The sequence below is a fragment of the Nosocomiicoccus massiliensis genome, assembly GCF_002871345.2.
GTDB classification, from domain to species: Bacteria; Bacillota; Bacilli; order Staphylococcales; family Salinicoccaceae; genus Nosocomiicoccus; species Nosocomiicoccus ampullae_A.
Map to the genome: position 1 here is coordinate 208,107 of NZ_CP136964.1, position 21,825 is coordinate 229,931.

The 21,825-nt window shown below is 33.1% G+C and carries 28 protein-coding genes and 1 other annotated feature; of the genes, 24 read left to right on the forward strand and 4 right to left on the reverse strand.

Features of this window, described 5'->3' with window-relative positions; all coding sequences use genetic code 11:
- Positions 1-246: 246 nt before the first annotated feature.
- Together CJ229_RS01010 and lexA are read right to left on the reverse strand one after the other, a co-directional pair.
- Positions 247-1,821, reverse strand: a complete 1,575-nt coding sequence (locus CJ229_RS01010; protein ID WP_317846593.1) for an ATP-binding cassette domain-containing protein — start codon at positions 1,819-1,821, stop codon at positions 247-249.
- Between the two features lie 751 nt (positions 1,822-2,572).
- The gene (lexA, locus tag CJ229_RS01015; RefSeq protein WP_102167658.1) at positions 2,573-3,187 is read right to left on the reverse strand and encodes a transcriptional repressor LexA; all 615 of its coding nucleotides are present in this window, start codon (positions 3,185-3,187) and stop codon (positions 2,573-2,575) included.
- Positions 3,188-3,326: 139 nt separating this feature from the next.
- Here lexA and CJ229_RS01020 point away from each other — a divergent pair, with 139 nt between their 5' ends.
- From CJ229_RS01020 to CJ229_RS01045, 6 genes are all read left to right on the forward strand, one after another.
- Positions 3,327-3,542, forward strand: a complete 216-nt coding sequence (locus CJ229_RS01020) for a hypothetical protein (protein ID WP_068128097.1) — start codon at positions 3,327-3,329, stop codon at positions 3,540-3,542.
- A gap of 74 nt (positions 3,543-3,616) precedes the next feature.
- Positions 3,617-3,853, forward strand: coding sequence for a DUF896 domain-containing protein (locus CJ229_RS01025; RefSeq protein ID WP_371327386.1), 237 nt, complete (start codon positions 3,617-3,619; stop codon positions 3,851-3,853).
- Between the two features lie 16 nt (positions 3,854-3,869).
- Positions 3,870-5,855: a transketolase gene (tkt, locus tag CJ229_RS01030; protein WP_102167669.1), complete on the forward strand. Its 1,986-nt coding sequence runs from the start codon at positions 3,870-3,872 to the stop codon at positions 5,853-5,855.
- Positions 5,856-5,958: 103 nt separating this feature from the next.
- On the forward strand, positions 5,959-6,189 hold the full coding sequence (locus CJ229_RS01035) for a YneF family protein (RefSeq protein WP_102167657.1): 231 nt from the start codon (positions 5,959-5,961) through the stop codon (positions 6,187-6,189).
- A 139-nt stretch (positions 6,190-6,328) separates the two neighbouring features.
- Positions 6,329-7,033 (forward strand): cytochrome c biogenesis CcdA family protein, encoded by a 705-nt coding sequence (locus CJ229_RS01040; protein WP_102167656.1) that lies wholly within the window; start codon positions 6,329-6,331, stop codon positions 7,031-7,033.
- The gene (locus CJ229_RS01045; protein ID WP_068128104.1) at positions 7,034-7,534 is read left to right on the forward strand and encodes a CcdC family protein; all 501 of its coding nucleotides are present in this window, start codon (positions 7,034-7,036) and stop codon (positions 7,532-7,534) included.
- An 11-nt stretch (positions 7,535-7,545) separates the two neighbouring features.
- Here the strand turns inward: CJ229_RS01045 and CJ229_RS01050 are convergent, their stop codons facing one another.
- Positions 7,546-8,022, reverse strand: a complete 477-nt coding sequence (locus CJ229_RS01050) for a DUF2621 family protein (RefSeq protein WP_040928822.1) — start codon at positions 8,020-8,022, stop codon at positions 7,546-7,548.
- Positions 8,023-8,134: 112 nt separating this feature from the next.
- Here CJ229_RS01050 and CJ229_RS01055 point away from each other — a divergent pair, with 112 nt between their 5' ends.
- From CJ229_RS01055 to CJ229_RS01110, 13 genes are all read left to right on the forward strand, one after another.
- Positions 8,135-8,335, forward strand: coding sequence for a DUF1659 domain-containing protein (locus tag CJ229_RS01055; RefSeq protein ID WP_102167655.1), 201 nt, complete (start codon positions 8,135-8,137; stop codon positions 8,333-8,335).
- Between the two features lie 16 nt (positions 8,336-8,351).
- Positions 8,352-8,564: a DUF2922 domain-containing protein gene (locus CJ229_RS01060; protein ID WP_102167654.1), complete on the forward strand. Its 213-nt coding sequence runs from the start codon at positions 8,352-8,354 to the stop codon at positions 8,562-8,564.
- On the forward strand, positions 8,565-8,687 hold the full coding sequence (locus CJ229_RS01065; protein ID WP_179853813.1) for a YvrJ family protein: 123 nt from the start codon (positions 8,565-8,567) through the stop codon (positions 8,685-8,687). It abuts the gene before it with no gap.
- Between the two features lie 77 nt (positions 8,688-8,764).
- Positions 8,765-9,877 (forward strand): exonuclease SbcCD subunit D, encoded by a 1,113-nt coding sequence (locus tag CJ229_RS01070; protein ID WP_102167653.1) that lies wholly within the window; start codon positions 8,765-8,767, stop codon positions 9,875-9,877.
- Positions 9,864-12,854, forward strand: coding sequence for an SbcC/MukB-like Walker B domain-containing protein (locus tag CJ229_RS01075; protein ID WP_102167652.1), 2,991 nt, complete (start codon positions 9,864-9,866; stop codon positions 12,852-12,854). The genes CJ229_RS01070 and CJ229_RS01075 overlap by 14 nt, the downstream gene beginning before the upstream one ends.
- 68 nt (positions 12,855-12,922) lie before the next feature.
- On the forward strand, positions 12,923-13,534 hold the full coding sequence (locus CJ229_RS01080; protein WP_068128116.1) for an SCO family protein: 612 nt from the start codon (positions 12,923-12,925) through the stop codon (positions 13,532-13,534).
- Positions 13,535-13,641: 107 nt separating this feature from the next.
- The gene (locus tag CJ229_RS01085; RefSeq protein ID WP_102167651.1) at positions 13,642-14,205 is read left to right on the forward strand and encodes a TetR/AcrR family transcriptional regulator; all 564 of its coding nucleotides are present in this window, start codon (positions 13,642-13,644) and stop codon (positions 14,203-14,205) included.
- A gap of 64 nt (positions 14,206-14,269) precedes the next feature.
- Complete coding sequence (locus CJ229_RS01090) at positions 14,270-14,608, forward strand: DMT family transporter (RefSeq protein WP_102167650.1); 339 nt, start codon at positions 14,270-14,272, stop codon at positions 14,606-14,608.
- Complete coding sequence (locus tag CJ229_RS01095; protein ID WP_068128128.1) at positions 14,608-14,922, forward strand: DMT family transporter; 315 nt, start codon at positions 14,608-14,610, stop codon at positions 14,920-14,922. The genes CJ229_RS01090 and CJ229_RS01095 overlap by 1 nt, the downstream gene beginning before the upstream one ends.
- 862 nt (positions 14,923-15,784) lie before the next feature.
- A complete protein-coding gene (locus CJ229_RS08805; protein ID WP_373554031.1) occupies positions 15,785-16,480 on the forward strand; it encodes a prepilin peptidase in 696 nt (231 codons plus the stop codon).
- Positions 16,477-17,160 carry a RadC family protein gene (gene radC, locus CJ229_RS01100; protein WP_145998154.1) on the forward strand — a complete coding sequence of 228 codons (684 nt, stop codon included), beginning with the start codon at positions 16,477-16,479 and terminating at the stop codon, positions 17,158-17,160. Before CJ229_RS08805 ends, radC begins: the two co-directional genes overlap by 4 nt.
- A gap of 108 nt (positions 17,161-17,268) precedes the next feature.
- Positions 17,269-17,817, forward strand: a complete 549-nt coding sequence (locus CJ229_RS01105; protein ID WP_102167649.1) for a GNAT family N-acetyltransferase — start codon at positions 17,269-17,271, stop codon at positions 17,815-17,817.
- A gap of 86 nt (positions 17,818-17,903) precedes the next feature.
- Positions 17,904-18,395 carry a dihydrofolate reductase gene (locus CJ229_RS01110; protein ID WP_102167648.1) on the forward strand — a complete coding sequence of 164 codons (492 nt, stop codon included), beginning with the start codon at positions 17,904-17,906 and terminating at the stop codon, positions 18,393-18,395.
- A 54-nt stretch (positions 18,396-18,449) separates the two neighbouring features.
- Here CJ229_RS01110 and CJ229_RS01115 read toward each other — a convergent pair whose 3' ends face one another.
- Entirely contained in the window at positions 18,450-19,046 is a 597-nt protein-coding gene (locus tag CJ229_RS01115; RefSeq protein WP_102167647.1) for a hypothetical protein, read from the reverse strand.
- Between the two features lie 335 nt (positions 19,047-19,381).
- Here CJ229_RS01115 and mreC point away from each other — a divergent pair, with 335 nt between their 5' ends.
- The 5 genes from mreC to rpmA all read left to right on the forward strand — a co-directional run bounded on the left by mreC (position 19,382) and on the right by rpmA (position 21,785).
- Complete coding sequence (gene mreC, locus CJ229_RS01120; protein ID WP_257993701.1) at positions 19,382-20,209, forward strand: rod shape-determining protein MreC; 828 nt, start codon at positions 19,382-19,384, stop codon at positions 20,207-20,209.
- Between the two features lie 2 nt (positions 20,210-20,211).
- Complete coding sequence (mreD, locus tag CJ229_RS01125; RefSeq protein ID WP_068128144.1) at positions 20,212-20,733, forward strand: rod shape-determining protein MreD; 522 nt, start codon at positions 20,212-20,214, stop codon at positions 20,731-20,733.
- Positions 20,734-20,784: 51 nt separating this feature from the next.
- Positions 20,785-20,857: a sequence feature (ribosomal protein L21 leader region), on the forward strand.
- 11 nt (positions 20,858-20,868) lie between these two features.
- On the forward strand, positions 20,869-21,177 hold the full coding sequence (gene rplU / locus CJ229_RS01130) for a 50S ribosomal protein L21 (RefSeq protein ID WP_068128146.1): 309 nt from the start codon (positions 20,869-20,871) through the stop codon (positions 21,175-21,177).
- Complete coding sequence (locus CJ229_RS01135; protein ID WP_068128149.1) at positions 21,177-21,500, forward strand: ribosomal-processing cysteine protease Prp; 324 nt, start codon at positions 21,177-21,179, stop codon at positions 21,498-21,500. The genes rplU and CJ229_RS01135 overlap by 1 nt, the downstream gene beginning before the upstream one ends.
- The gene (rpmA, locus tag CJ229_RS01140) at positions 21,501-21,785 is read left to right on the forward strand and encodes a 50S ribosomal protein L27 (RefSeq protein ID WP_040928799.1); all 285 of its coding nucleotides are present in this window, start codon (positions 21,501-21,503) and stop codon (positions 21,783-21,785) included.
- Positions 21,786-21,825: the final 40 nt, after the last annotated feature.

A 21,825-nucleotide genomic window follows, 5' to 3' on the forward strand; every position in this document is an offset into this window, starting at 1 on the left:
TGGTGAATAAGGGACAATTTGTTGGACATAACTCAGAGGGGAATTATAAGAAAAAAGATGGTAGAAGATACGGTTTTATTTCATTTAAGATAAATCCTAACAAAAATAATAAAAATATTTGTAGTAATTTAGAGTTTACTAAGGACTCCCTTACTTTTTAGAGTAAGAGAGTCTTTAGTATTTAAGATATTAAATCTAATTTAGTCGACTATTAAAACATATCTTTCATAATATAATTTAAAATAATTAATTGTGATTAATTTTAATTTCTTTATTACAAAATTCTTTAACTGATAAATCATGAGAAATGATAAATACTATTTTATTTTTCATGTTATTAAGTACTGTATTTAAGATAATATTTTGTGATTTTTTATCGATATTACTAGTCACTTCATCTAATATCACAACATCATAATCTTCTATTAACAATCTAGCCAGCATTACTCTTTGTTTCTCTCCACCAGATAAATTATTACCTTGATCTAATAATTTATCGTCTAAGTCGTGATTATTCAGAATAGATTTCATTAATTCAGAATCCTTTAAATTATTCCAATTATAATTATCATTCTCATATCCATAACGAATGTTATCTTTTAAAGTAAACGGTAAAATAGCATTTTCTTGAGATAAATAGAACATATGACTTCTTAAAGATAGAGTGTTTATATCTTCTAAGTTATAGTCGTTGATACATATACCTGTAGAATCTCTGAACTTTAATAAAGCTTTCATTAAACTACTTTTTCCTGACCCTGAAGGACCATCTACATAGATGATGTCCCCAGGAGAAAAAGTTGTATTTATTTTATGAGAAATCTTTTTATTAGCAATATCGAATTCAACTTTACCAAAATATATAGATTTAATACTTTTTATGTTAAAATCTTTTTGTTCTTCTTGTTCATTAATAATACATTCATTTACAAATTCTTTTGATACTATTAAATCTCTATATTCTAAGTTTACATTTGTGAATCCTTGAAGTGCAGTAAAAAATATTGGAACCACGACACTTGCAACGACTAAATCTCCTATTTGTGTTTTTCCTGTAAATATTAAGTAAGCTAAGACAAGAAACATTAGATTCTGAACAAAACTATTGATTAATTTGATAATTAAACTTCTACTCTGACCAAACTTATTTACGTTTGCCATTGAGTCGTATATTCTATAAATTGACGGAGAGATTAAATTTTCTATTCTTTTATAATCACTTTCTTGTTTAACCATATCAATATTTTTAAAAACAGCTATTAAATCTTTGTAGCCTGAAGATGTTTCTTTTTGCATAATTTTACTTTTTTCATGGAGTTTTTTATTAATAAATTTATAGCCTAAATAATTGATAGGAACTAGAGATAATAGCATTAGAAAAAGGTAGATATTTATAAAACCAATAAGTGTAAGAGAAACAATGAGTATTATTATATTGCTTATAATACCTACCAGACTATTGATTAAAAATAGATATAAGTTATTAACAACTTGAGCAATACAATCAATTAAATAGGATGAACCTTGATTTAATATTGAATCGTATTTCATATTAAATAGCTTTGAATATAACTCCTTAGAATAATCAACATTAAATTTTAATGCAAAATTCTCTCGTATAATTACCATTAAAATTTGAATTGCATATGTAGCAAACATAAATACAATAAGCAGTGTAAAATTATAAGTATTAATCTTATAATCATTATTAAAAATATTAGATAATACAATAGGAACAGAAACAGTCAATATAGATGTAAATAGAGTAAGAATAAAAGTAATAATGACAAATTTTTTATTTTTTAAAAGTATATCTTTCATATTCATTTTTCCTTTTTAGTTTATAATCCGGTCTACTATTATTATGAGGAGAATTATCTACTTCATCTTTAAAATAATATATGAATCGAGGTACCTTAATATAATATGATTTATATCTAAATATATTTGTAATTATATTCTTTCCTCCTGAAGTACAACCATATATTTTTGCGTTACATTATAATAAATGAATTTTGTTTTCTTTTAGATGTATTAAATTTTTTAATACTTACAAATAAAAAAACTCCCTTTTATATTAATTTGAAGTAACCCTCTTTTAATTGATTAATTAAATTGATTCATTATAATAAATTATATCATTTAAAATGAAAAGAGGAATATATATATTAACTTACAATGTTTTCTTGCTTATATATTTTTTCATAATACTTAATCTAATTGGAGTTATAACTTATTTGTATACAAATAAAAAGAATGATAGACCTATAATTATTCTTATAGGCACATTAACATTAACTATAATATGTATATTATTAAATTTTACATCTGGAGAATTAATGGATGAATATATATTTGAGGACAATACATTGCATTTTTATGCTTCTGTCATAGTTTATTTTCTACAATTAATAGTTTTAATATTATATTTAAAAAAATTTCGTTACAGTGATTAAGAAACTATCTTAGAAGTAAATTATATTTTATAAAAAAGGCTGTAAACGTCATCTCATTTGAGACTTTGTCTACAGCCTGAGATAAACATTGAAAACAATGTTTATCTTAATAAAAATTATAACTCTCTATATAGACCAATTACTTTACCAAGTACTGTGACTGAATCTAAAATAATCGGCTCCATCGTACTGTTTTCGGGTTGGAGTCTATAGTAGCCTTTTTCTTTATAGAAACGTTTTACTGTCGCTTCGTTTTCATCGTTCATCGCAACGATAATTTCCCCGTTATGTGCGATGTTTTGCTTTCTAACGATGACTTTATCTCCGTCGTGAATTCCTGCTTCGATCATACTATCTCCGACAACTGTAAGTAGGAATACCTCACTATTATGTCCAGCAGTTAAATGTTCTGGAAGTGGGAAGTATTCTTCGACGTTTTCAACAGCAGTGATCGGTAACCCAGCAGTAACTTTACCGAGTACTGGTGCATGAATGACAGCTACTTTTTCTTCAAACTCATTACCAACAATTTCAATTGCACGAGGTTTTGTTGGATTTCGTTTTATGTAGCCTTTTTCTTCTAATTTACTTAAATGCCCATGGACAGTAGAGCTCGATTGTAAACCAATCGCATTTCCAATTTCACGGACACTCGGTGGGTACCCTTGTTCGTTTACACATTGCTTAATATATTGAAGTACTTCTTTTTGACGAGCGGTTAATTGTTCCATAATATTTCCTCCGATATTGAGTTAACTTAATTTTAGCATATGTATATGCTGAGTACAAACATTTGTTCGTAATCTCTTGACAACGAACACGTGTTCTATTAATATGATAGTACAAACAAATGTTCGGGAGAGATGAAACATGGTTAAACAAGAACAAATTACAATACTTGCGATTACAGCTTTACTTATCACGTTAAGCATTTACTTTTTAATAGATTTTTATATACATGCACCACTTTATGAACTCGATCATGTATTCGGGTCATCACAAGCGGCATTTTTTGTACAAGATCAAATAGCGAACAGTGATACGAACGATACACTTGAATTCGCAAGTAAAACATTAAACAGATAATATATGATATTTGCGCATCGGCAATATAGCCGAATGCGTTTTTTTATGGTAAATTTAAGTAGAAAGGATGAGTCATCATGTTAGATGATAAAAAATTAAAACGACTGAACCATTTAGCGAAGTTAAAGCGTGAAGAAAAGATTACTAAAGATGATCTTGAAGAACTGAATGCACTAAGAAAAGAGTATTTAGAAAACTTTAGAAGTAGCTTTAGATCGCAAATTGAAAATGCGACAGTGATTGATCCAGAGGGTAACGATGTTACACCTCAAAAAGTAAAAGACATTCAAAAAAGAAGAAGAAATAATTAAGGAGATTTAAATGACTATGACTTTTGATCAAACAGACCAATTAGTTGTCAATTCAATCCGTGCATTGTCTATCGATGCAATTGAGAAAGCAAATTCAGGACACCCAGGACTTCCGATGGGGGCTGCACCGATGGCGTATGCGTTATGGAAAGACCACTTAAACTTTAATAGTAAATCTGTAAACTGGTTTAACAGAGACCGCTTCATCTTAAGTGCGGGACATGGAAGCATGCTGTTATACAGCTTACTTCATTTTTCTGGTGTAATCTCTATGGACGACATTAAAGAATTCCGTCAATACGAATCAAAAACACCAGGACACCCAGAGTTTAAGCATACTGACGGAGTAGAAATTACAACAGGTCCTCTTGGCCAAGGTTTCGCAATGAGTGTTGGTATGGCGATGGCTGAAGCTCATTTAGCAGCTAAGTTTAATACGAAAGAACATAACGTTATCGATCACTATACGTACGTACTAGCAAGTGACGGTGACTTAATGGAAGGTATTTCACATGAGGCTGCATCACTTGCCGGGCATTTAGCGCTTGATAAGTTAATCGTATTATATGACTCTAACGATATTTCACTCGACGGTGATTTAGATATGAGTTTCTCTGAGAATATTGAAGGTCGTTTTAAAGCATATAACTGGGATTATCATATCGTAAAAGACGGTAACGACTTAGAAGCAATCAGTCAAGCGATTGAAAACGCAAAATCTTCAGATAAGCCGTCATTAATTGAAGTAAAAACAATTATTGGATATGGTTCACCAAACAAACAAGGTAAAAGTGATTCACACGGTGCGCCAATCGGTGAAGATGAAAGAAAGAGTGCGTTTGATCATTATGGTTTAGACCACACAAAGTCATTCCACGTAGATGATAGCGTATATGAGCGCTTTAACGAAACGTTAAACAAACGTGGTGAAGAGTTAGAGAACGAATGGAACGCTTTAATGGAAGAATATAAAGAGAGCAATGAAGATTTATACAATACGTTAGTAGATGCAATTAACGGTAAATTACCAGTGGATTATGACATGAACCTACCAACATACGAAGTCGGCTCTAAAAAGGCAACACGTGGCAGTTCAAGTGACGTCATTCAAAAACTATCAGAAAACATACCAACGTTATTCGGTGGAGCAGCTGACTTAGCATCATCAAACAAAACGCTAGTCAATGCTGAAGAAGCATTTTTACCAGGTAATTATAGCGGACGTAACATTTGGTTTGGTGTAAGAGAGTTTGCGATGGCAGCTGCAGCGAACGGTATGGCAGCACACGGTGCAATTTTACCGTACGTCGGTACATTCTTTGTATTTAGTGACTACTTAAAACCAGCTGTACGTTTAAGTGCGTTAATGCAGTTACCAGTCACATACGTGTTTACACATGACTCAATTGCTGTCGGTGAAGATGGTCCAACACACGAACCGATTGAACAACTGGCTGGACTTCGCGCAATTCCAAACTTAAACGTCATTCGTCCTGCTGACGGTAACGAAACACGTGAAGCTTGGAAACGTGCAGTTGAATCTAAAAATACTCCGACAGCACTCGTATTAACGCGCCAAGACGTCGAAGCGTTAGATATCGACAAAGGTACGCTTGCTGAAGGTGTAAAACGTGGTGGGTACGTTGCGTATGATAATGGAGACGACGCAATTGTGTTTGCGACAGGTAGTGAAGTGTCACTTGCGATTGAAGCGGCAAAAGTTTTAAAAGAAAAAGACGTCAACATTAAAGTCGTATCATTACCAGATACTGAAACATTCTTTAAACAAGATAAAGCGTATATCGACAGCGTATTAAATAAACATATCGAAAATAGAACAGCTGTAGAAATGGCAGCGAGTATCGGATGGGCAAGATTTGTCGGTCTTGACGGTAAGTACTTAACGATCGACACATTCGGTGCAAGTGCGCCTGGTGATTACGTAATGGAAAAATACGGCTACACAGTCGACAACTTAGTAAATATTATTTTAGAAGACTAATACAAACATCCTGTACTGTGTACAGGATGTTTTAAAATGCATTGAACGTAATTTTAAATTCATGTACAATTATAATGTTGAAAATTGGAAAGAGGTGAGTCGTTTGGCAACTTGGATTTGGATTTTAATCGTTATCGTCGCACTAATTGCTGGTACTGCACTAGGTTTTTATTTAGCACGAAAATATATGATGGATTACTTAGAGAAAAACCCACCAATTAACGAAGACGTGTTAAGAATGATGATGATGCAGATGGGTCAAAAACCTTCACAAAAGAAAATTAACCAAATGATGTCTATGATGAATAAAAACATGAAAGACGTTAAAAAATAACTGATATGAAGCATGTCTCTTGAATCATTTAAGAGGCGTGCTTTTTATTTTGATAATTTGTCATATATATATTACTGTTAATAGAGCAGTTCGTTCGTTTAGATGATACACTTAATATATATGAAATGGAGGCAGTAAATTGGGTAGTGAAGTCACTTTTTTCTTAGCATTTGGAGCAGGCGTGCTAAGTTTTGTATCCCCATGTGTATTACCGGTATTCCCGGCATTTATCTCATACATTACTGGGATGAGTTTTGACGAAGTTCAAAATCGTAATTTTAACTTACGCGCAATTTTACATACGTTATTCTTCCTCGTTGGGTTTAGTATCATTTATATCGCCATTGGATTTGGTACGTCATTTTTCGGTGGAGTACTCATCGAATATTCGAAACTAATCCAACAAATAGGTTCAATACTAATTATCGTATTTGGTTTAATTATTACGGGTATTTTAAACTTCGATTTCTTAAATAAAAATAGAAAAATTGAATTTAAAAATAGACCGAGTGGATTTGTAGGCTCTGTGTTAATCGGCATGGCGTTCGCTGCAGGGTGGACTCCATGTAACGGACCAATTATCGGTGCAATTTTTGCGATGAGCGCAACAGAGCCAGAAAATGCATTAATGTTAATGGTCATTTATTGTTTAGGATTCTCAGTACCGTTCTTCATATTAAGTTTCTTCGTCTCTCGTACACGTTGGATTGTTAAATATTCTGGCATTCTAATGAAAGTCGGCGGCGTAATTATGATTTTAATGGGTATTTTATTATACTTTGACGGTCTGACTAAGATTATTATTTGGTTATCACCGTACTTTGGAGAGTTTAGAGGGTTTTAAATGAATGAATTATTCGCTTTACTAAAAGAATATGAGGATACGCTATTTATAATCGCATCGATCGGTGCGATTATAATGGGGTTACTCGTCATTCTTTGGAGAAATAATGAAACAAAAACACCGCTACATTTAAAGAAAATTATTATCCCACCGATTATGATGTCAACGGGTGCGTTGATGTTCTTGTTCCCATATTTTCGTTTAGATAATCATTTGATACTTGAAGCGGTAGTCGTCGGTATCGTATTTTCATTTGCACTATTACTTACGACGAAGTATGAAGTAAAAGATGACGAATTATACGTTAAAGCATCCAAACTATTTCCAGTTATACTCGTCGGGCTTTTAATTATCCGTACATTTATGAAGACGATTCTATCTCAAGAAATTACACCTGGTGAAATCGGTGGGATGTTTTTCCTACTCGCATTTACGATGATCGTTATATGGCGTACATCGATGGTCTTACATTATTTACAATTTAAAAAGAAACAAGGTTGAGTAATGATAAATTACTCAACCTTTTTTAATGCTTCTGTTTGTTCAAATATAGAAAATTTTTGTTTTTCATCGTCTGCGAGTTCAAAGAGCTTTTCGTATGGTTTATAGTCGATGTTTAGCTCGTCCAGTTTTTTCTTCATAAAACCGTGATCTCTTTTTGGAGTTGCGATAATATAACCTTTCATGATTTGGTCTAAATGAATTGTATCTACTTTCTCATCTAACGCGATTTTTGAAATGCGTCCGGCGATTCTTTGTTTCGCTACGTCTCTAAATAATTGTGGTACAGGTGACACAAGTTCGTCTAACAGTTCTCGTGCTTCATCGTTCCATAATGGTAATGCTTGTTCTATATAATACTCTTGCCAATCGAGTTCTGACCATCCATCTTCTCTTGGCAATGCTTTTAAAAATTTTCTAAACATAAAATATCCACCAATCGCAAGGAGTCCAATCATTAAGAATCCCCATAAAGCGATCATCCACATGACAAAATCACTATACACGTCCTTCACCTCTTAACTAGATTATAGAAAATAAAAATATTTATGTCCATTTTTCTAAATAGAACGATATATAGGGTGTAAGGAGGTGAGACACATGATTAAATCAGTAGCAGCGAAATTTGTGTATGAAGAGGAAGACATGTCTGGTAAAGCAGTTTTAAAGACACGTACGTTAAATCGTCTTTCAGTACACACAGGAAATGATGCTTTACTACGATTAAGTGAAGCATACGGTAACTTAAAAGGAGAAAAATACGTCAACGTATTTAAAGTCATTACGGAAGAAGTAAACTAATTAAGGAGGAAACAAAATGTCTAGAAAACTTATTTTACAATTTGAAACAGAATATGAAGGAGTATTTAACTTCACGATTAATGAACCTAAAGAAGGACTCTCTCAAGAGGAAGTCGAGATAGAAGCTCAAAAAATTATCGACTCAAAAGCGTTAATTTCAAAAGACGGTGCACCGGTACGTCTAAAGAGTGCCAAAATTGTCACTCAAGACGTTGAAACGCTCGTGTAAATGGATATTACACAACTCGTTAGTGACGTTGGATTTCCTATCGTCATCACGTTCTTCCTCTTGCACCGTATGGAACGAAAGCTCGACCAAGTAGTGATGGCACTTCAAAATCTATCGAACTAACAAAAAGCCCTTCGGGGCTTTTTTTGTTTTTAAAACATTTCTAACTCGTATAGAATGATGAGTAAAGAGGTGCTACTATGAAAATTTTACATACAGCAGATTGGCATATCGGGAAACGTTTAAATCGCCAATCTTTAATTGATGATCAGCGCTATGTGCTCGACCAGTTATTAACATATTTAGATGAGAACGATGTGGACGCGGTTGTGATTGCAGGAGATTTATACGATAAAAAGCAACCGTCTCAAGAAGCGATGAACGTCGTGAACTATTATTTAAAAGAAATAAATTTAGTACGTAAAAAGCCAATATTTTTAATTAGTGGAAATCACGATAGTAAACCATATATCGACGCACGTAGCGAGTGGTTTCAAGCGAATCACTTTTACGTAAACACTGAACTTGAAAACTGTTTTACACCGGTCACGTTTAACGACGTTGATTTTTATTTATTACCGTATATTGAAATACCTGAAGTGAGACATTATTTTAATGACGATACAATCGATACGTTCGAAAAAGCATACCGCCGTGTAATTGATGAGATTACAAACAATTTTAAACGAGAAAATAATATACTCGTCGGTCATTTATTTGTTTCTGGGAGTAAAGAATCAGAATCCGAGGAAAAAATTACGATCGGTTTAACTGAAGAAGTGTCGCATACAATTTTTGAACCGTTCGATTATACGTTACTCGGCCATTTACACCGACATAACGCATTTAATAGTGAAAAAACGTTTTATAGTGGTGCGATCATGAAATATAGTTTCGATGAAGCGAACGATAAAAAAGGGTTTAAAGTGATTGATACTGATAAGAACACAGTTGAATTTATCGAATTTAAATTACTTCACGACCTCATCCATTTTAAAGGAAGTTTTAAAGATATTATTACCGGTGAAGTAGAGATTGAAGACAAAGACGCATATATCAAATTTGAGTTAACCGATATGGAAGGGTTCACGGAACCGATGACAGCGTTAAAACAATTGTATAAAAACACGCTCGTATTATCACGAAAAGTTGAACGCTATGAAAACGATGAAATCGAGATAGACACTAATAACACGAGTGACGATCAAATTTTTAAGTTGTTTTATGAAAAGTTTACAGGTCGTGAACCGACAGAGTTCGAATTTGAAACGTTTAATAAACATTTAAGAGGGATTACAGATGAAACCAATTAAATTACAGATGGAGTTTATCGGTCCATATAAAAACGAAACGATTGATTTCACACGCTTAAACGACTCATTATTTTTAATATCAGGTCGCACGGGATCTGGGAAATCTATGATTTTTGATGCGATTACGTATGCATTATTTGCGACAGCTTCTACAGAGAGTAGAGGTGGTGAGTCTTTAAGAAGCCAGTTTGCAAGTGATGATGAATTGTCAAAAGTTAATTTAGATTTTTATCATCGTGGTAAACAATACCGAATCGAACGTACGTTGACATACAAAAAAAGAACGAACAAAAACCCAACGACAGGCCAAGCAGCAATATACAATGACTTCGGTGAACTCATCGTATCCGGATTACAGGAAGTGTCAAAATATGTCGAAGAACTCCTTCATATGTCAGCGCGACAATTTAGACAAATTGCACTGTTACCACAAGGAGAATTTAAAAAGTTACTCACTGCAAATACGAAAGACAAAGAAGAAATTTTAAAAACATTATTCGGTACGGAACGTTTTAACGACGTGTACAAAAGTATTTATAAAGAATATAAAGATAAAGACAATAGACGACAATTACTTTATAAAGAAATTGAAACGCAGTTACTATCTGTTTCAAAAGAACCGGTGTTAGAATTTAACACGTCATTAAAATCTTTTAAAGAAAAAATTGAACAAGATAAACATGTGTTAAATAAAAAGAAAAAAGAAATAGAGCTTGTTGAATTAGACATTGAAAAGTTATCTAAAGCAATTCAAGAAGACGAGCAGCATAATGAACGGTTATCAGAATTTAATAAAACAAACGTAGCATTATCTGAATTGCGTGCACAATCTGATGAAATAAAAGAAACAGAACGTACATTACAATTAGTAAATGAACTGTCTAAAATTAAAGAAGTATTTCATCTTGAAAAAAATGTAACGGTTAAGCTACGTCAATCAACGAAACAAGAAGAGACTTTAACGAATGATTTAAACAGTGAAGAGGCAAAGAATGAGTTAGTTACGAATGAGATAAAAGCACTAAAAGAAAAAGAAACAGTGATTGAACGTCAAAGAGAGCATCTTTCACTTTTAAATAAGTATGATACGGCGCAATATAAAAATCTTGATGCGTCTATTTTAAACACTGAGGAAGAAATAAAAGAGTCTGAAGACACACTTAAAACAGTAAATAGTGACATCTCATTAAAAGAAAAAGAATTAGAAACGAACGACGCGAGTATTGATGTACTGAACACTTTAAAAGAAGAAAAACATTCTATTCAAATCGCGATTAACGATATCAAACGAGATATTGAAATGCAGAAAGTAGAAGAGAAGAAAATAAAGCAGCTAGAGTCTTTTATTCAACAAAAAGAAAAGCTGTCTGAAGACTTAGCTATAGTCATTAAAGATAAAGAAAGTATAGTTAAACAATTTAATGATATTTCACTCGAAACAAACGAAGCGATCAATCATTTACTGTCTCATTTAGAAATTGGTCAGCCGTGTCCAGTCTGTCAAACAGTTGTCGAAACGTATCCAGAACATAAAGAAGTGATGGATGCTGAAACAAAAGACAGGTTAACTGAATTAATGAATCGAGAAAATGAGTGCACTAAAGATATTGATCGTTTGACGATTCATATAGAAGCGACAGAGTCAAATATTAGTGACGTTAAATATGATGGTGATCAGTTAAGAGAAGACTTTTCTAAGTTAGAATTCAAACTTCAAAATATTGATGAACAGCTTAAAAATGTGAGTGAACAGTTAGAACGTAAAGAGAAGTTAATGAGTGATATTAACGAGCTTAAAGATTCACGATTAAAAACAAGTGAGGCACTCACATATAAAAATGAATCGTTAAAAAATCTTACACAAACGAAAGAATCATTTATTGCGGAGACTGGACTAAATGATTATACAGCGTTAGAAGAGAAAATCACTCTACTAACGGATTCTGTTAATCTTCATGAGCGTTCGTTAAAAGAAGCAGAGTCTAAACGACAAAACATCGAATTAAACATCGCCAAATTACACACAGAGTTATCATCAGTCAAAGATAATATTGAATCGTTTCACCGTGATTTAAATGAATATACACCAAAAGTTGAATCATTTTTAAACACTTATGACACAGTAGACCGAACAAATATTGAAGCGTATTTTAAAATCGATGATGAAGCGTTACAGCAAACAGTCGATACGTTTTACAGTAAAGTGCGCGAGCTAGAAATAAAATCAAACACGTTAAAAGAATCCCTCACAACTTTTGAAGCAATCGATGTCACTTTAAAAGAAAAAAAGTTAAAAGAGTTAGAAGAGCAAAAGAGAGAGCTACAACGCGTTATTACAGAGACTGAATATCAATTAAATAGTGACGAGGCATTAATAGAAAAATTAACGGATTCTATCAACACATATAACGAAGACGAGAAACGCGTTCGCGAGCTCGAAGTCTTAGCAAAAATTATAAACGGTAATAGTGAAGGTAGAAATTCAACCCATCCAACATTGTCACGATTTGTGCTGATTCATTATTTAGAATTGATTTTAGTTTATGCTAATAGAAGACTCACAGAAATGACGAATGGCCGTTATGAATTGCGACGAAAAGATACGTTTAATGCGGCAGACGCGCTCATCATCGACGTATTTGATCACTTTAACAACGAAACGAGAAATATCGCGACACTTTCAGGTGGAGAAACGTTCCAAGCGAGTCTTGCCCTTAGTTTATCGCTCTCTGAAGTCATTCAACATGAAGCAGGTAGCATTAACATGGATATGCTCTTAATCGACGAAGGGTTCGGAACATTAGATGAAGAAACACTTAACACTGCGATTAACACGTTAGTCGACCTTCAAACGAAAGGAAAGATGGTCGGAATTATATCACACGTTGAGGCATTAAAAACACGACTTCAAAACATTATATATGTAGAAACAGAAAACGAAAGAAGTATGACAAATATTGTAACTTATTTGTCATAAAGGCAATTTGATATAAAAAGGTTATGTGAGATAATCAAGTTATATAGAACATATTGAGGAGGATAATCGTGAAGCGATTACTATTACTCGTTTTACTATCAAGTATTGTTTTATCTGCATGCTCTAAAGGTGGAGAAGTAGACGTAAGCAGTCGATACGGCAATACGATGGATGACTTTGAAGTCGTTGACCAAAACGATGAAACATTTACAAAAGCGGACATGGATGGAAAAGTATACTTAGTAGACTTTATTTTTACAAACTGTACGACAGTATGTCCACCGATGACACATAACATGACGTCTGTCGTAGAAGACCTTGAAAAAGACGGTGTAGAAAACTATGCAATTTTAAGTTTTTCAGTGGATCCAAAAAGAGATACACCAGAAGTGTTAAGAGAATATATTGATATGTATCATATTAATGATTTAAACGCAGATTGGACATTCGTTACAGGGTATGACTATGAATTTATACGTAAATTCTCAGAGAAAAACTTTAAAACAATCGTCGCACCACCACCAGAAGGTAGTGACCAAATTACACACGGAACATCGTTTTATCTCGTCGATGAAAACGGGAAAATCATCAAAGACTACTCAGGTGTAGATAGTGGAGACAAGCGTTTCCCTAAAGAAGAAATCGTCAGTGACATTAAGAAGTTAACAAAAAATCTATAGACCCTAAACCACTAAGAGTAATCTTAGTGGTTTTTTATCTTCTAAAATTAGAAAATTTGTGTTACGATATATGAATGACAATCAGTCATTTTTAGGAGGTGTGTCACTTGAACAAAGAGGAAAGAATTATCGAGTCCGCAATCGAGGTATTTTTAGAAAAAGGAATTGAGAAAGCAACGGTGTCTGAAATCGTAAAGAAAGCAGAGATCGCACAGGGTACGTTTTACTTATATTTCGATTCAAAACTATCCGTCATGCCTAAAATTGCTGAAGTGATGGTTGAGAAAATATTAGAAGAACTCTCACAAAATGTCGATGGAGAGTCAATTGAAGAAGAAATAAAATCGGTGATCGACACGATTTTTAATATAACAAAAGAATACAAATCACTGACAACACTCATCTACTCAGGACTTACACAAACACAATATGTCGGTGACTGGGAAAAAATATACGCACCACTCTATGATTTTATAGAACAATTACTAATTCCACGTAAAAATAACGGTGAAATTAGAGAAACGGTAAATACAGCATTTATATCAAAAATTTTAATCGGCTCAATCGAATCATTGGCTGAACAGATGTATTTATATGATGAAGCAAGTGAAGAAAATGTAATTGAATATAAAGAAGAGTTATTTACTTTTATTTTAAAAGGATTAAAGTAGAATTTAATTTTATTTTATTTTATAATGACTGATAGTCATTCATTTCATTTAGAAAGGGATTTTTATGAATAAAGCATGGATATATGTCTTTTTAACGAGTTTCCTAGAACTCGTTTGGATATACGGATTTAACGTCGCGAGTACATGGTGGCACTGGGCGATACTCGTACCAATTATTATTTTAGATTTTTTAATCTTATCAAAAGCGTGTGAATCATTACCAACAGGAACTGTGTACGCAATATTTGCTGCAGCAGGTACAGTCGGTACAGCATTAATGGATATATACTTATTTGACGAAGTCTTTACGATAGAAAAAGGGTTTTTCATCGGACTATTAGTCATTGGAGTCATTGCGTTAAATTTAACAGATGATACAAATAAAAAAGAGGTTGTTAAATAATGGGTTGGATATACGTCTTTTTAGCAGCAATATTAGAACTCGTTGGAGTTATAGGATTAAACGGATTTAGTCAGAAAAAATCAGTAAAAAACTTCATACTATTCTTTGGAGGATTCGGAGGAGCGTTTGTCTCACTATACCAAGCGTTTAACTATCTCCCAGTCAGTATCGCATATGCGGTATGGATCGGAATTGGTACAGCCGCAGCGGTGATTGTAAACATGATATTTTACGGAGAATCAAAGAGCTTTGGACGAGTCTTTAGTTTAGTAATCATAATAATCGGAGTAGTTGGGTTGAAGGCTGTGAGTTAACGAGGTGTTGTGCGAAATCGCCGCGCTTTTTGTGTACTTTATCACTTAAAACGACTTAAAACGATTTCTTCTGATTTTATTTAACAAAAATATCGAGATTCTGTTAGATATATGGATATATTTAACAGATTTTATTGTTTTGGACCTGTTTTTGTTAGATAAAAAATTATATTGAACATATTTTATGATTTTAGATCCGTTTTTGTTAAATAAATGATTATATCTAACAAAAATTCGTTCCAAGGAGCAAAATATGTAAATAAGAAGAATAAAAATCTTTAAAAATCAAAGAAAAAGAAGAGTTTTAAGTGCAGTAATGATAATTGTTGGAATAGTTGGATGAAAAGCGCCGAATTAGTCGGAGTGTTGCAGGAATGCCCTCTGTATTTCGTGTCCTTTATCATTTAAAGTGTGTTATGACAACTTCTTGTGAATTTAATTAACATAAATATCGCGATTCTGTTAGATATATGGATATATTTAACAGATTTCACAATTTTGGAGTTATTTTTGTTAGATAAAACAATATATTTAACATATTTTTTGGAGATAATCACTTTTTGTTAAATAAATGATTATATCTAACAAAAATCCTTTGCAGAGACTAATATATGTAAATAACAATAATAAAATCAATCAATATGAGGCGCTCTAAAATTATTTAGAGCGCTTTTTTCTAATTTTATCTATAAAACTTACGATTATTCAAGTACTGCAGGATTTTCCTGACAGTTTTTTAAATACTGTAGAGATAAAAAGCTATTTTTCAAAAATTGCAATTTTACAATCTTGAACGTATGGAATATAGTTATGGCAACATTTTGGAGGTGGTCGTATTCTTTTATTATTAATAACTGGAGGGATACTCGCTTCATTTATATTTGTTGTGTTAGAGGAAAAGAGTTTTAACTTTAAGTTTTTATTCAGAAGAAGTAAGTGTAATCATTGCAATCATACGATAGATGCTGTTGCACTCATACCGATCTTTGGATATATATTGTCGAGGGGCAGATGTAATAAGTGCCACAGATATATACCTTTTATTTATGTGTGTTCAGAAGTTGTACTTGCACTGCTCTTTATAGTTCCAAGTTTAGTTTACATACAGTTTAGAGATTTTTCACTTTATTACTTATTGATTGTATTTCTAGCACCTCTTGCGTTATACGATTTTAAGCATTATAAAATACCTAATTTTACGTTAGTTATACTTTTAACAACAGGTCTCTATGTAACGAGATTTAATTATGTAGATGTAATAGACGATCTGATTATTATAACTTTAGCTCATGTTATTTATATTCTGTTTGATAAAAAAATCGGCTATGGAGATATAAAGTTACTGTCTGTGATAACTTTAATCACTCCTACGTTGTTATTTAGTTTTATCTTGTTATTTTCATTTATAGTCGGTGGGTTTTACGTGATTATTATGGAAGTTATCAAGAGTCCAGATAATCGTAAAATACCGTATGTACCTTTTGTAGCCACGAGTACGATTCTCACTTTTATTATTTATGATGATTTATCAACTATATATTTTGGAGGTTTCTTATGAACGATTTAATGATTAAAGAAATGATGTCTTCCGATAAACCGAGAGAACGATTAAAAATATACGGCGCTGATAATTTAACGAATCGAGAACTTTTAGCAATCATTATAAATACCGGCAGTCGGAATGAGAGCAGCTTAACACTCGCAGATAATGTGTTAAAGAATTTAAAGAAAATCAGCGATTTAAGAGATGTTACGTATCAGGAGCTGACTAAGATTAATGGTATCGGTGAAGCTAAAGCGATAAAAATATTGGCAGTGATTGAACTTGCTGTAAGAATGCATAGTCATAGCTTAGAAGATGATGTATTCATTCATTCTCCAGATGACGTATCGAAACTTTTAATGGAGAAAATGAGATATTTCCAACAAGAACATTTTGTCGTCTTATATTTATCGACTAAATATAAAGTGATTCATCAAGAAACAGTATTTAAAGGATCACTTAATACAACGGTAGTTCATCCACGAGAAATTTTTAAAGAAGCGGTCAAAAGAAGTGCGGCAGCTTTTATATGTGTCCACAATCATCCGAGTGGAGATCCGACACCTTCCAGTGAAGATATTGAAGTTAGTAAACGACTAAAGATGAGTAGTGAACTCATTGGTATCGACTTTTTAGATCACATTATCATTGGTAATGGTAAATACATTAGCCTGAAAGAGATGGATTGTTTTTAATCCAGTAATGATTACATAGGGGTTTCTGACTCACTATTCTTTAATATTTTATGTTAAAATTACAGAACATTGATTTTATACATAATAACTATTGAGGCAGGTGTTCCTATGTTTACACATAAAGTTGACGATGATATTTCTTTGAAGTTAGTGGATCATCGTGATGCGGATGCTATTTTTGAATTGACGGATAAGTCACGTGATTATCTGAAAGAGTGGTTACCGTGGCCTATTTTTATTAAAAAAGTAGATGATACGAAAGATTTTATTAAGTCTTCGATGCAAAATTTTGTCGATAATAAGAGCATGGTGACAGTTATTTTATTTAAAGATAAAGTCGCTGGCATTGTGAGTTTTAACTCGTTTGACTGGACAAGTCGTATTGGTCAAATCGGTTATTTTCTTGGCGAGGAGTTTCAAGGGCATGGTATTATGACAAAAGTTGTTCGAGCATTAATGGATATTGGTTTTACAGAGTTTCGTTTAAATAAAATAGAAATAAGAGTTGCAACTGAAAATTTTAAAAGTCGTAAAATTCCTGAAAGACTCGGATTTACTGAAGAGGGAATTTTAAGACAAGTCCAGTGGTTATATGATCACTACGTCGACCATGTGGTTTATGGGATGTTAAAAGATGAGTGGGTGGACTTAAATTAACCTTTATAATTAATAAAAAAGCACTTGTTTTTAATTTTTGAATAAGAGGGTATATGAGTATAAACGATATGGAATGAGGTGATTCTATGCTTGCTTATGTATATGCTGAAGATGAAAACGGCTTAATTGGTAAAGGAGACAGACTACCATGGAGGCTTCCTGCAGATGTAAAGTTTTTTAAAGAAGTAACGATGCAAGGAGACGTCGTCATGGGCCGCGCGACTTATGAGTCAATACCGAACCGTCCGTTAAAAGGTCGACGTAATATCGTGTTAACTCATAATCCTGATTATGAAGCACCTGGTGCGATTGTCGTTAATAGTAAAAAAGAAGTTTTAGAGTTATATGAAAAGTACGCTGAAGATTTTTATATTATCGGCGGTGTAAGCTTATTTAAAATCTTTGAAGACGATGTTGATTATTTATACCGTACGGTAATTCATGACGAATTCGATGGTAACGTATATTTTCCTGATGACTTTGATTACAATGAATTTGAACTTGAAAAGTCTTGGGACGGTAATGTAGATGAAAATAACAAGCATCCCCATACTTTTGAAATATGGAAAAGAAAATAGAGTGATTAGAATTAAAAACCCCTAGAGTTTCGATATTCAAACTCTAGGTTTTTTTTACATTAATAGTAGCACTAACGTTGACGCAATGAGGTGATTTAACATCGTCCACGTAAAGAATGGATACGTGCCATTATGAAGTTTTAACATTTTATTTGTGTTAAATACAAGTACAAGTGTTAATACGAATTCAGTAAAGCCGTCCATATTTAATGTTAAGTTCATTTGGAAATATGCGATATACATCGCGATTGCGTTAAATAGTGCTGTCCCTGCAATCATATATTCTTTTAAAAGTACATTAATGATAATTGTTAATACTGATACGATAAGTCCAAATAATATTAAGTTTGGAATGACAAACGTTAAATTACTACCGTATCTCGCATAGTCTGGCATCGATGGTGCGATGACGATTGAACCGATGATGAAAAACGCAATGACAAACCAAATGTTGTTAAAGTGTCTGCGCATTTGTGGACCGTAGTTTAAGACGAACGAATATATTTTTGTATTCACTTCTTGACCGTTAATTTCTGCTTTATCATCTTTTACATTGACCATAGGCTGTTCTTTCTTTTTAAATAGGAAAGCATGGTATGCAAAATATATTTGTGTGATGATGAGTACAATGATGAAAGTTTTAAGTGTCATGCTTAGCCTCCGTTTTATATTACGATTACTAGTGTATAGGTTTATGTACATTATTACAAAATAAAACCCACTAAATTCTCGATTTAGTGGGTCTTTGACGTAGACGTTCTGAGTCTACATTTAACAGATAATAATATGATATCTAGCACTTAGGCGTGCTATCGGTGAGTGACATTTGCTAGGCACTGTCGTTCTCTATGTCTAATATATTCTCATTATATTTTAATGTATAGAGAAATGCAAGTTTATCTCGGATTTTATTTAATATTAACTTTTAAACACATATATTTTACAATTAGATATGGTAAAATAATGATAATTATGGGGGTGGAGTTTTGAAGTTTTTTAATAAGAATAAAATGATTACGATTGTCTTTTCAGTCATCCTCCTTATTTTATTAATAGGATTTTCTATATCTGATCGTACACATACGACAAAGGCGGAGATGTTCGTTGGAGATGCGACAGCTACGACACAAAAAGTAATGAGAACTCCGTTTAACTTATTAGGTTTTATATTCGGACCGTCAAAAAACGAAAAAGAACTTGAGGCTAAGTTAGATATGTTACCGCAACTTGAAGCGGATTTAAAACGCCTTGAAGAAGAAAATGAAAAATTAAAAGAAGCACTCGATGTATCCTCTAAAATCGACTATGAAACAATTAATGCACGTGTAATTTCACGTTCGCCAGATCAATGGTTAAATAGTTTTACTATCGATAAGGGAACGAAGCACGGTGTATCTGAAGGTATGGCTGTTATGACGCCAAAAGGTCTGATTGGGGTCGTAAAACGTGCGAATGGAAGTTCAAGTTTTATTGAAATGATTACGACAGACGCTGCAAAGAAAAACATTTCTGTTGAAATACATAACGGAGATAAGCGACATTATGGTACGATTCAAAGTTATGATGAAAATGGAAATACGTTACTCGTCGGTAATATCGTCAACGACGGTAAAATTAAAGAAGGATCAAAAGTATATACATCCGGTTTAACGGGTATTTTCCCAGAAGGGATTATCGTCGGTGAAGTTGTCGATTCGGTCAACGACCGATATGGCCTAAGCAAAAATGCAAGTGTTAAAATGGACAGCGATATTAATGAACTCGACATGATATTTGTCATTAAACGTGAGCCTGAAACTGTAGGTGAGGAATAACGATGCGTTCAATTTTTTTATTTATCGGATTCTTTACTGTATTGTTTTTAGATTTTAGTTTCGCTTCAGTGAGCCCATTCTCACTGTTAGGTTCTGACGTTTATTTTGTACCGAAGTTATTATTTATGATGTTATTACTCGTATCGATTTACTTCGGGCGATCATATAGCATATTTTTTAGTATCGTATTCGGAGTCATTTTAGATTTATATACAGGTTCAATTTACGGCATTCATTTATTTGGATTTGTCGCATTTGTATTATTTATGCATTCGGCATTTAGAGTATTCTATAGAGATATGATAGGGCTATTCTTTGTCGTTATCGTCAATACGTTTTTATTTGATTTTTATATATACGGAATATACAAAGTGATTGGATATGTAGATTTACCACTGTTTGATTATATTGCGTTACGTGCAGTGCCGAGTTTATTATTAAACGCATTACTATATATACCACTTCTCATCTTTGTACTCGTTTTAAGAAAAATAAGAAAAAATGTATTCACAAAACATGCATAAAAAGATTGACTCGAGTAGTTAGTATGTGTATACTTTAGAAGTTGATGAATTTGTAAACATCAACCGCTCAGAACAGGTTTAAGTGATTATTTAATCCACCTATATGGCGTGTCTTATAATTAGGAGGTGTAAAGTATGTTTGCTATCATCGAAACAGGCGGTAAACAAGTTAAAGTAGAAGAAGGTCAAACAATCTTCGTTGAAAAGCTTGACGCTAATGAAGGTGACACAGTTACTTTTGATCGCGTACTTTTAGTTGGTGGAGACGACGTTAAAGTCGGTGCGCCAATCGTTGAAGGTGCTACAGTAACTGCGAAAGTTGAACAACAAGGCCGTGGCAAGAAAATCCACGTCGTTAAGTTCAAACGTAGAAAGAACTACTTACGTAAACAAGGTCATCGTCAGCCATTCACAAAAGTTACAATCGAAAAGATTGATGCGTAATGGTTCATGTTGAAGTCAAGTTGAAAGATGACGTTGTTAAAAGCATAGAAATGTCTGGCCATGCCGATTATGGAGAACATGGACAAGATATCGTTTGTGCTGGAGCGTCTAGTGTAGTATTCGGAAACACGAATGCGATATTTCAATTGACAGATGTCGAACCGGTGTTAGATATCAATAATGATGGTGGGTATTTCTTTTTAGAAGTAAAAGAATACGACCAATCTGTAGATCTAATACTTAAAACGATGATTATATCACTCGAAACTATAGAACAATCGTATAAAGACTATATTAAGGTAACTAAAAGTGAGGTGGACTGAATGTTTAAATTAACATTAGACTTACAATTTTTCGCATCGAAAAAAGGGGTAGGATCTACTAGAAACGGTCGTGACTCTCACGCGAAACGTCTTGGTGCGAAACGCCAAGATGGCCAATTTGTAACAGGTGGTTCAATTTTATTCCGTCAACGCGGAACTAAAATTCATCCAGGTGTAAACGTTGGTAGAGGTGGAGACGACACATTATTTGCTAAAGTAGATGGAGTCGTAAGATTTGAGCGCGTTGGACGTAACAAAAAACGCGTATCTGTTTACGAAGCGTAATAAAACAGGCATCAGCGATTCGCTGATGCTTTTTTTTATG

Bases quoted from the DNA above. Each gene is read 5' to 3' on its own strand.
- CJ229_RS01010 (WP_317846593.1), bottom strand. From the start codon at position 1,821: ATGAAAGATATACTTTTAAAAAATAAAAAATTTGTCATTATTACTTTT.
- lexA (WP_102167658.1), bottom strand. From the start codon at position 3,187: ATGGAACAATTAACCGCTCGTCAAAAAGAAGTACTTCAATATATTAAG.
- CJ229_RS01020 (WP_068128097.1), top strand. From the start codon at position 3,327: ATGGTTAAACAAGAACAAATTACAATACTTGCGATTACAGCTTTACTT.
- tkt (WP_102167669.1), top strand. From the start codon at position 3,870: ATGACTTTTGATCAAACAGACCAATTAGTTGTCAATTCAATCCGTGCA.
- CJ229_RS01045 (WP_068128104.1), top strand. From the start codon at position 7,034: ATGAATGAATTATTCGCTTTACTAAAAGAATATGAGGATACGCTATTT.
- CJ229_RS01050 (WP_040928822.1), bottom strand. From the start codon at position 8,022: ATGTGGATGATCGCTTTATGGGGATTCTTAATGATTGGACTCCTTGCG.
- CJ229_RS01055 (WP_102167655.1), top strand. From the start codon at position 8,135: ATGATTAAATCAGTAGCAGCGAAATTTGTGTATGAAGAGGAAGACATG.
- CJ229_RS01060 (WP_102167654.1), top strand. From the start codon at position 8,352: ATGTCTAGAAAACTTATTTTACAATTTGAAACAGAATATGAAGGAGTA.
- CJ229_RS01065 (WP_179853813.1), top strand. From the start codon at position 8,565: ATGGATATTACACAACTCGTTAGTGACGTTGGATTTCCTATCGTCATC.
- CJ229_RS01070 (WP_102167653.1), top strand. From the start codon at position 8,765: ATGAAAATTTTACATACAGCAGATTGGCATATCGGGAAACGTTTAAAT.
- CJ229_RS01075 (WP_102167652.1), top strand. From the start codon at position 9,864: ATGAAACCAATTAAATTACAGATGGAGTTTATCGGTCCATATAAAAAC.
- CJ229_RS01090 (WP_102167650.1), top strand. From the start codon at position 14,270: ATGAATAAAGCATGGATATATGTCTTTTTAACGAGTTTCCTAGAACTC.
- CJ229_RS01095 (WP_068128128.1), top strand. From the start codon at position 14,608: ATGGGTTGGATATACGTCTTTTTAGCAGCAATATTAGAACTCGTTGGA.
- radC (WP_145998154.1), top strand. From the start codon at position 16,477: ATGAACGATTTAATGATTAAAGAAATGATGTCTTCCGATAAACCGAGA.
- CJ229_RS01105 (WP_102167649.1), top strand. From the start codon at position 17,269: ATGTTTACACATAAAGTTGACGATGATATTTCTTTGAAGTTAGTGGAT.
- CJ229_RS01110 (WP_102167648.1), top strand. From the start codon at position 17,904: ATGCTTGCTTATGTATATGCTGAAGATGAAAACGGCTTAATTGGTAAA.
- CJ229_RS01115 (WP_102167647.1), bottom strand. From the start codon at position 19,046: ATGACACTTAAAACTTTCATCATTGTACTCATCATCACACAAATATAT.
- mreD (WP_068128144.1), top strand. From the start codon at position 20,212: ATGCGTTCAATTTTTTTATTTATCGGATTCTTTACTGTATTGTTTTTA.
- rplU (WP_068128146.1), top strand. From the start codon at position 20,869: ATGTTTGCTATCATCGAAACAGGCGGTAAACAAGTTAAAGTAGAAGAA.
- CJ229_RS01135 (WP_068128149.1), top strand. From the start codon at position 21,177: ATGGTTCATGTTGAAGTCAAGTTGAAAGATGACGTTGTTAAAAGCATA.
- rpmA (WP_040928799.1), top strand. From the start codon at position 21,501: ATGTTTAAATTAACATTAGACTTACAATTTTTCGCATCGAAAAAAGGG.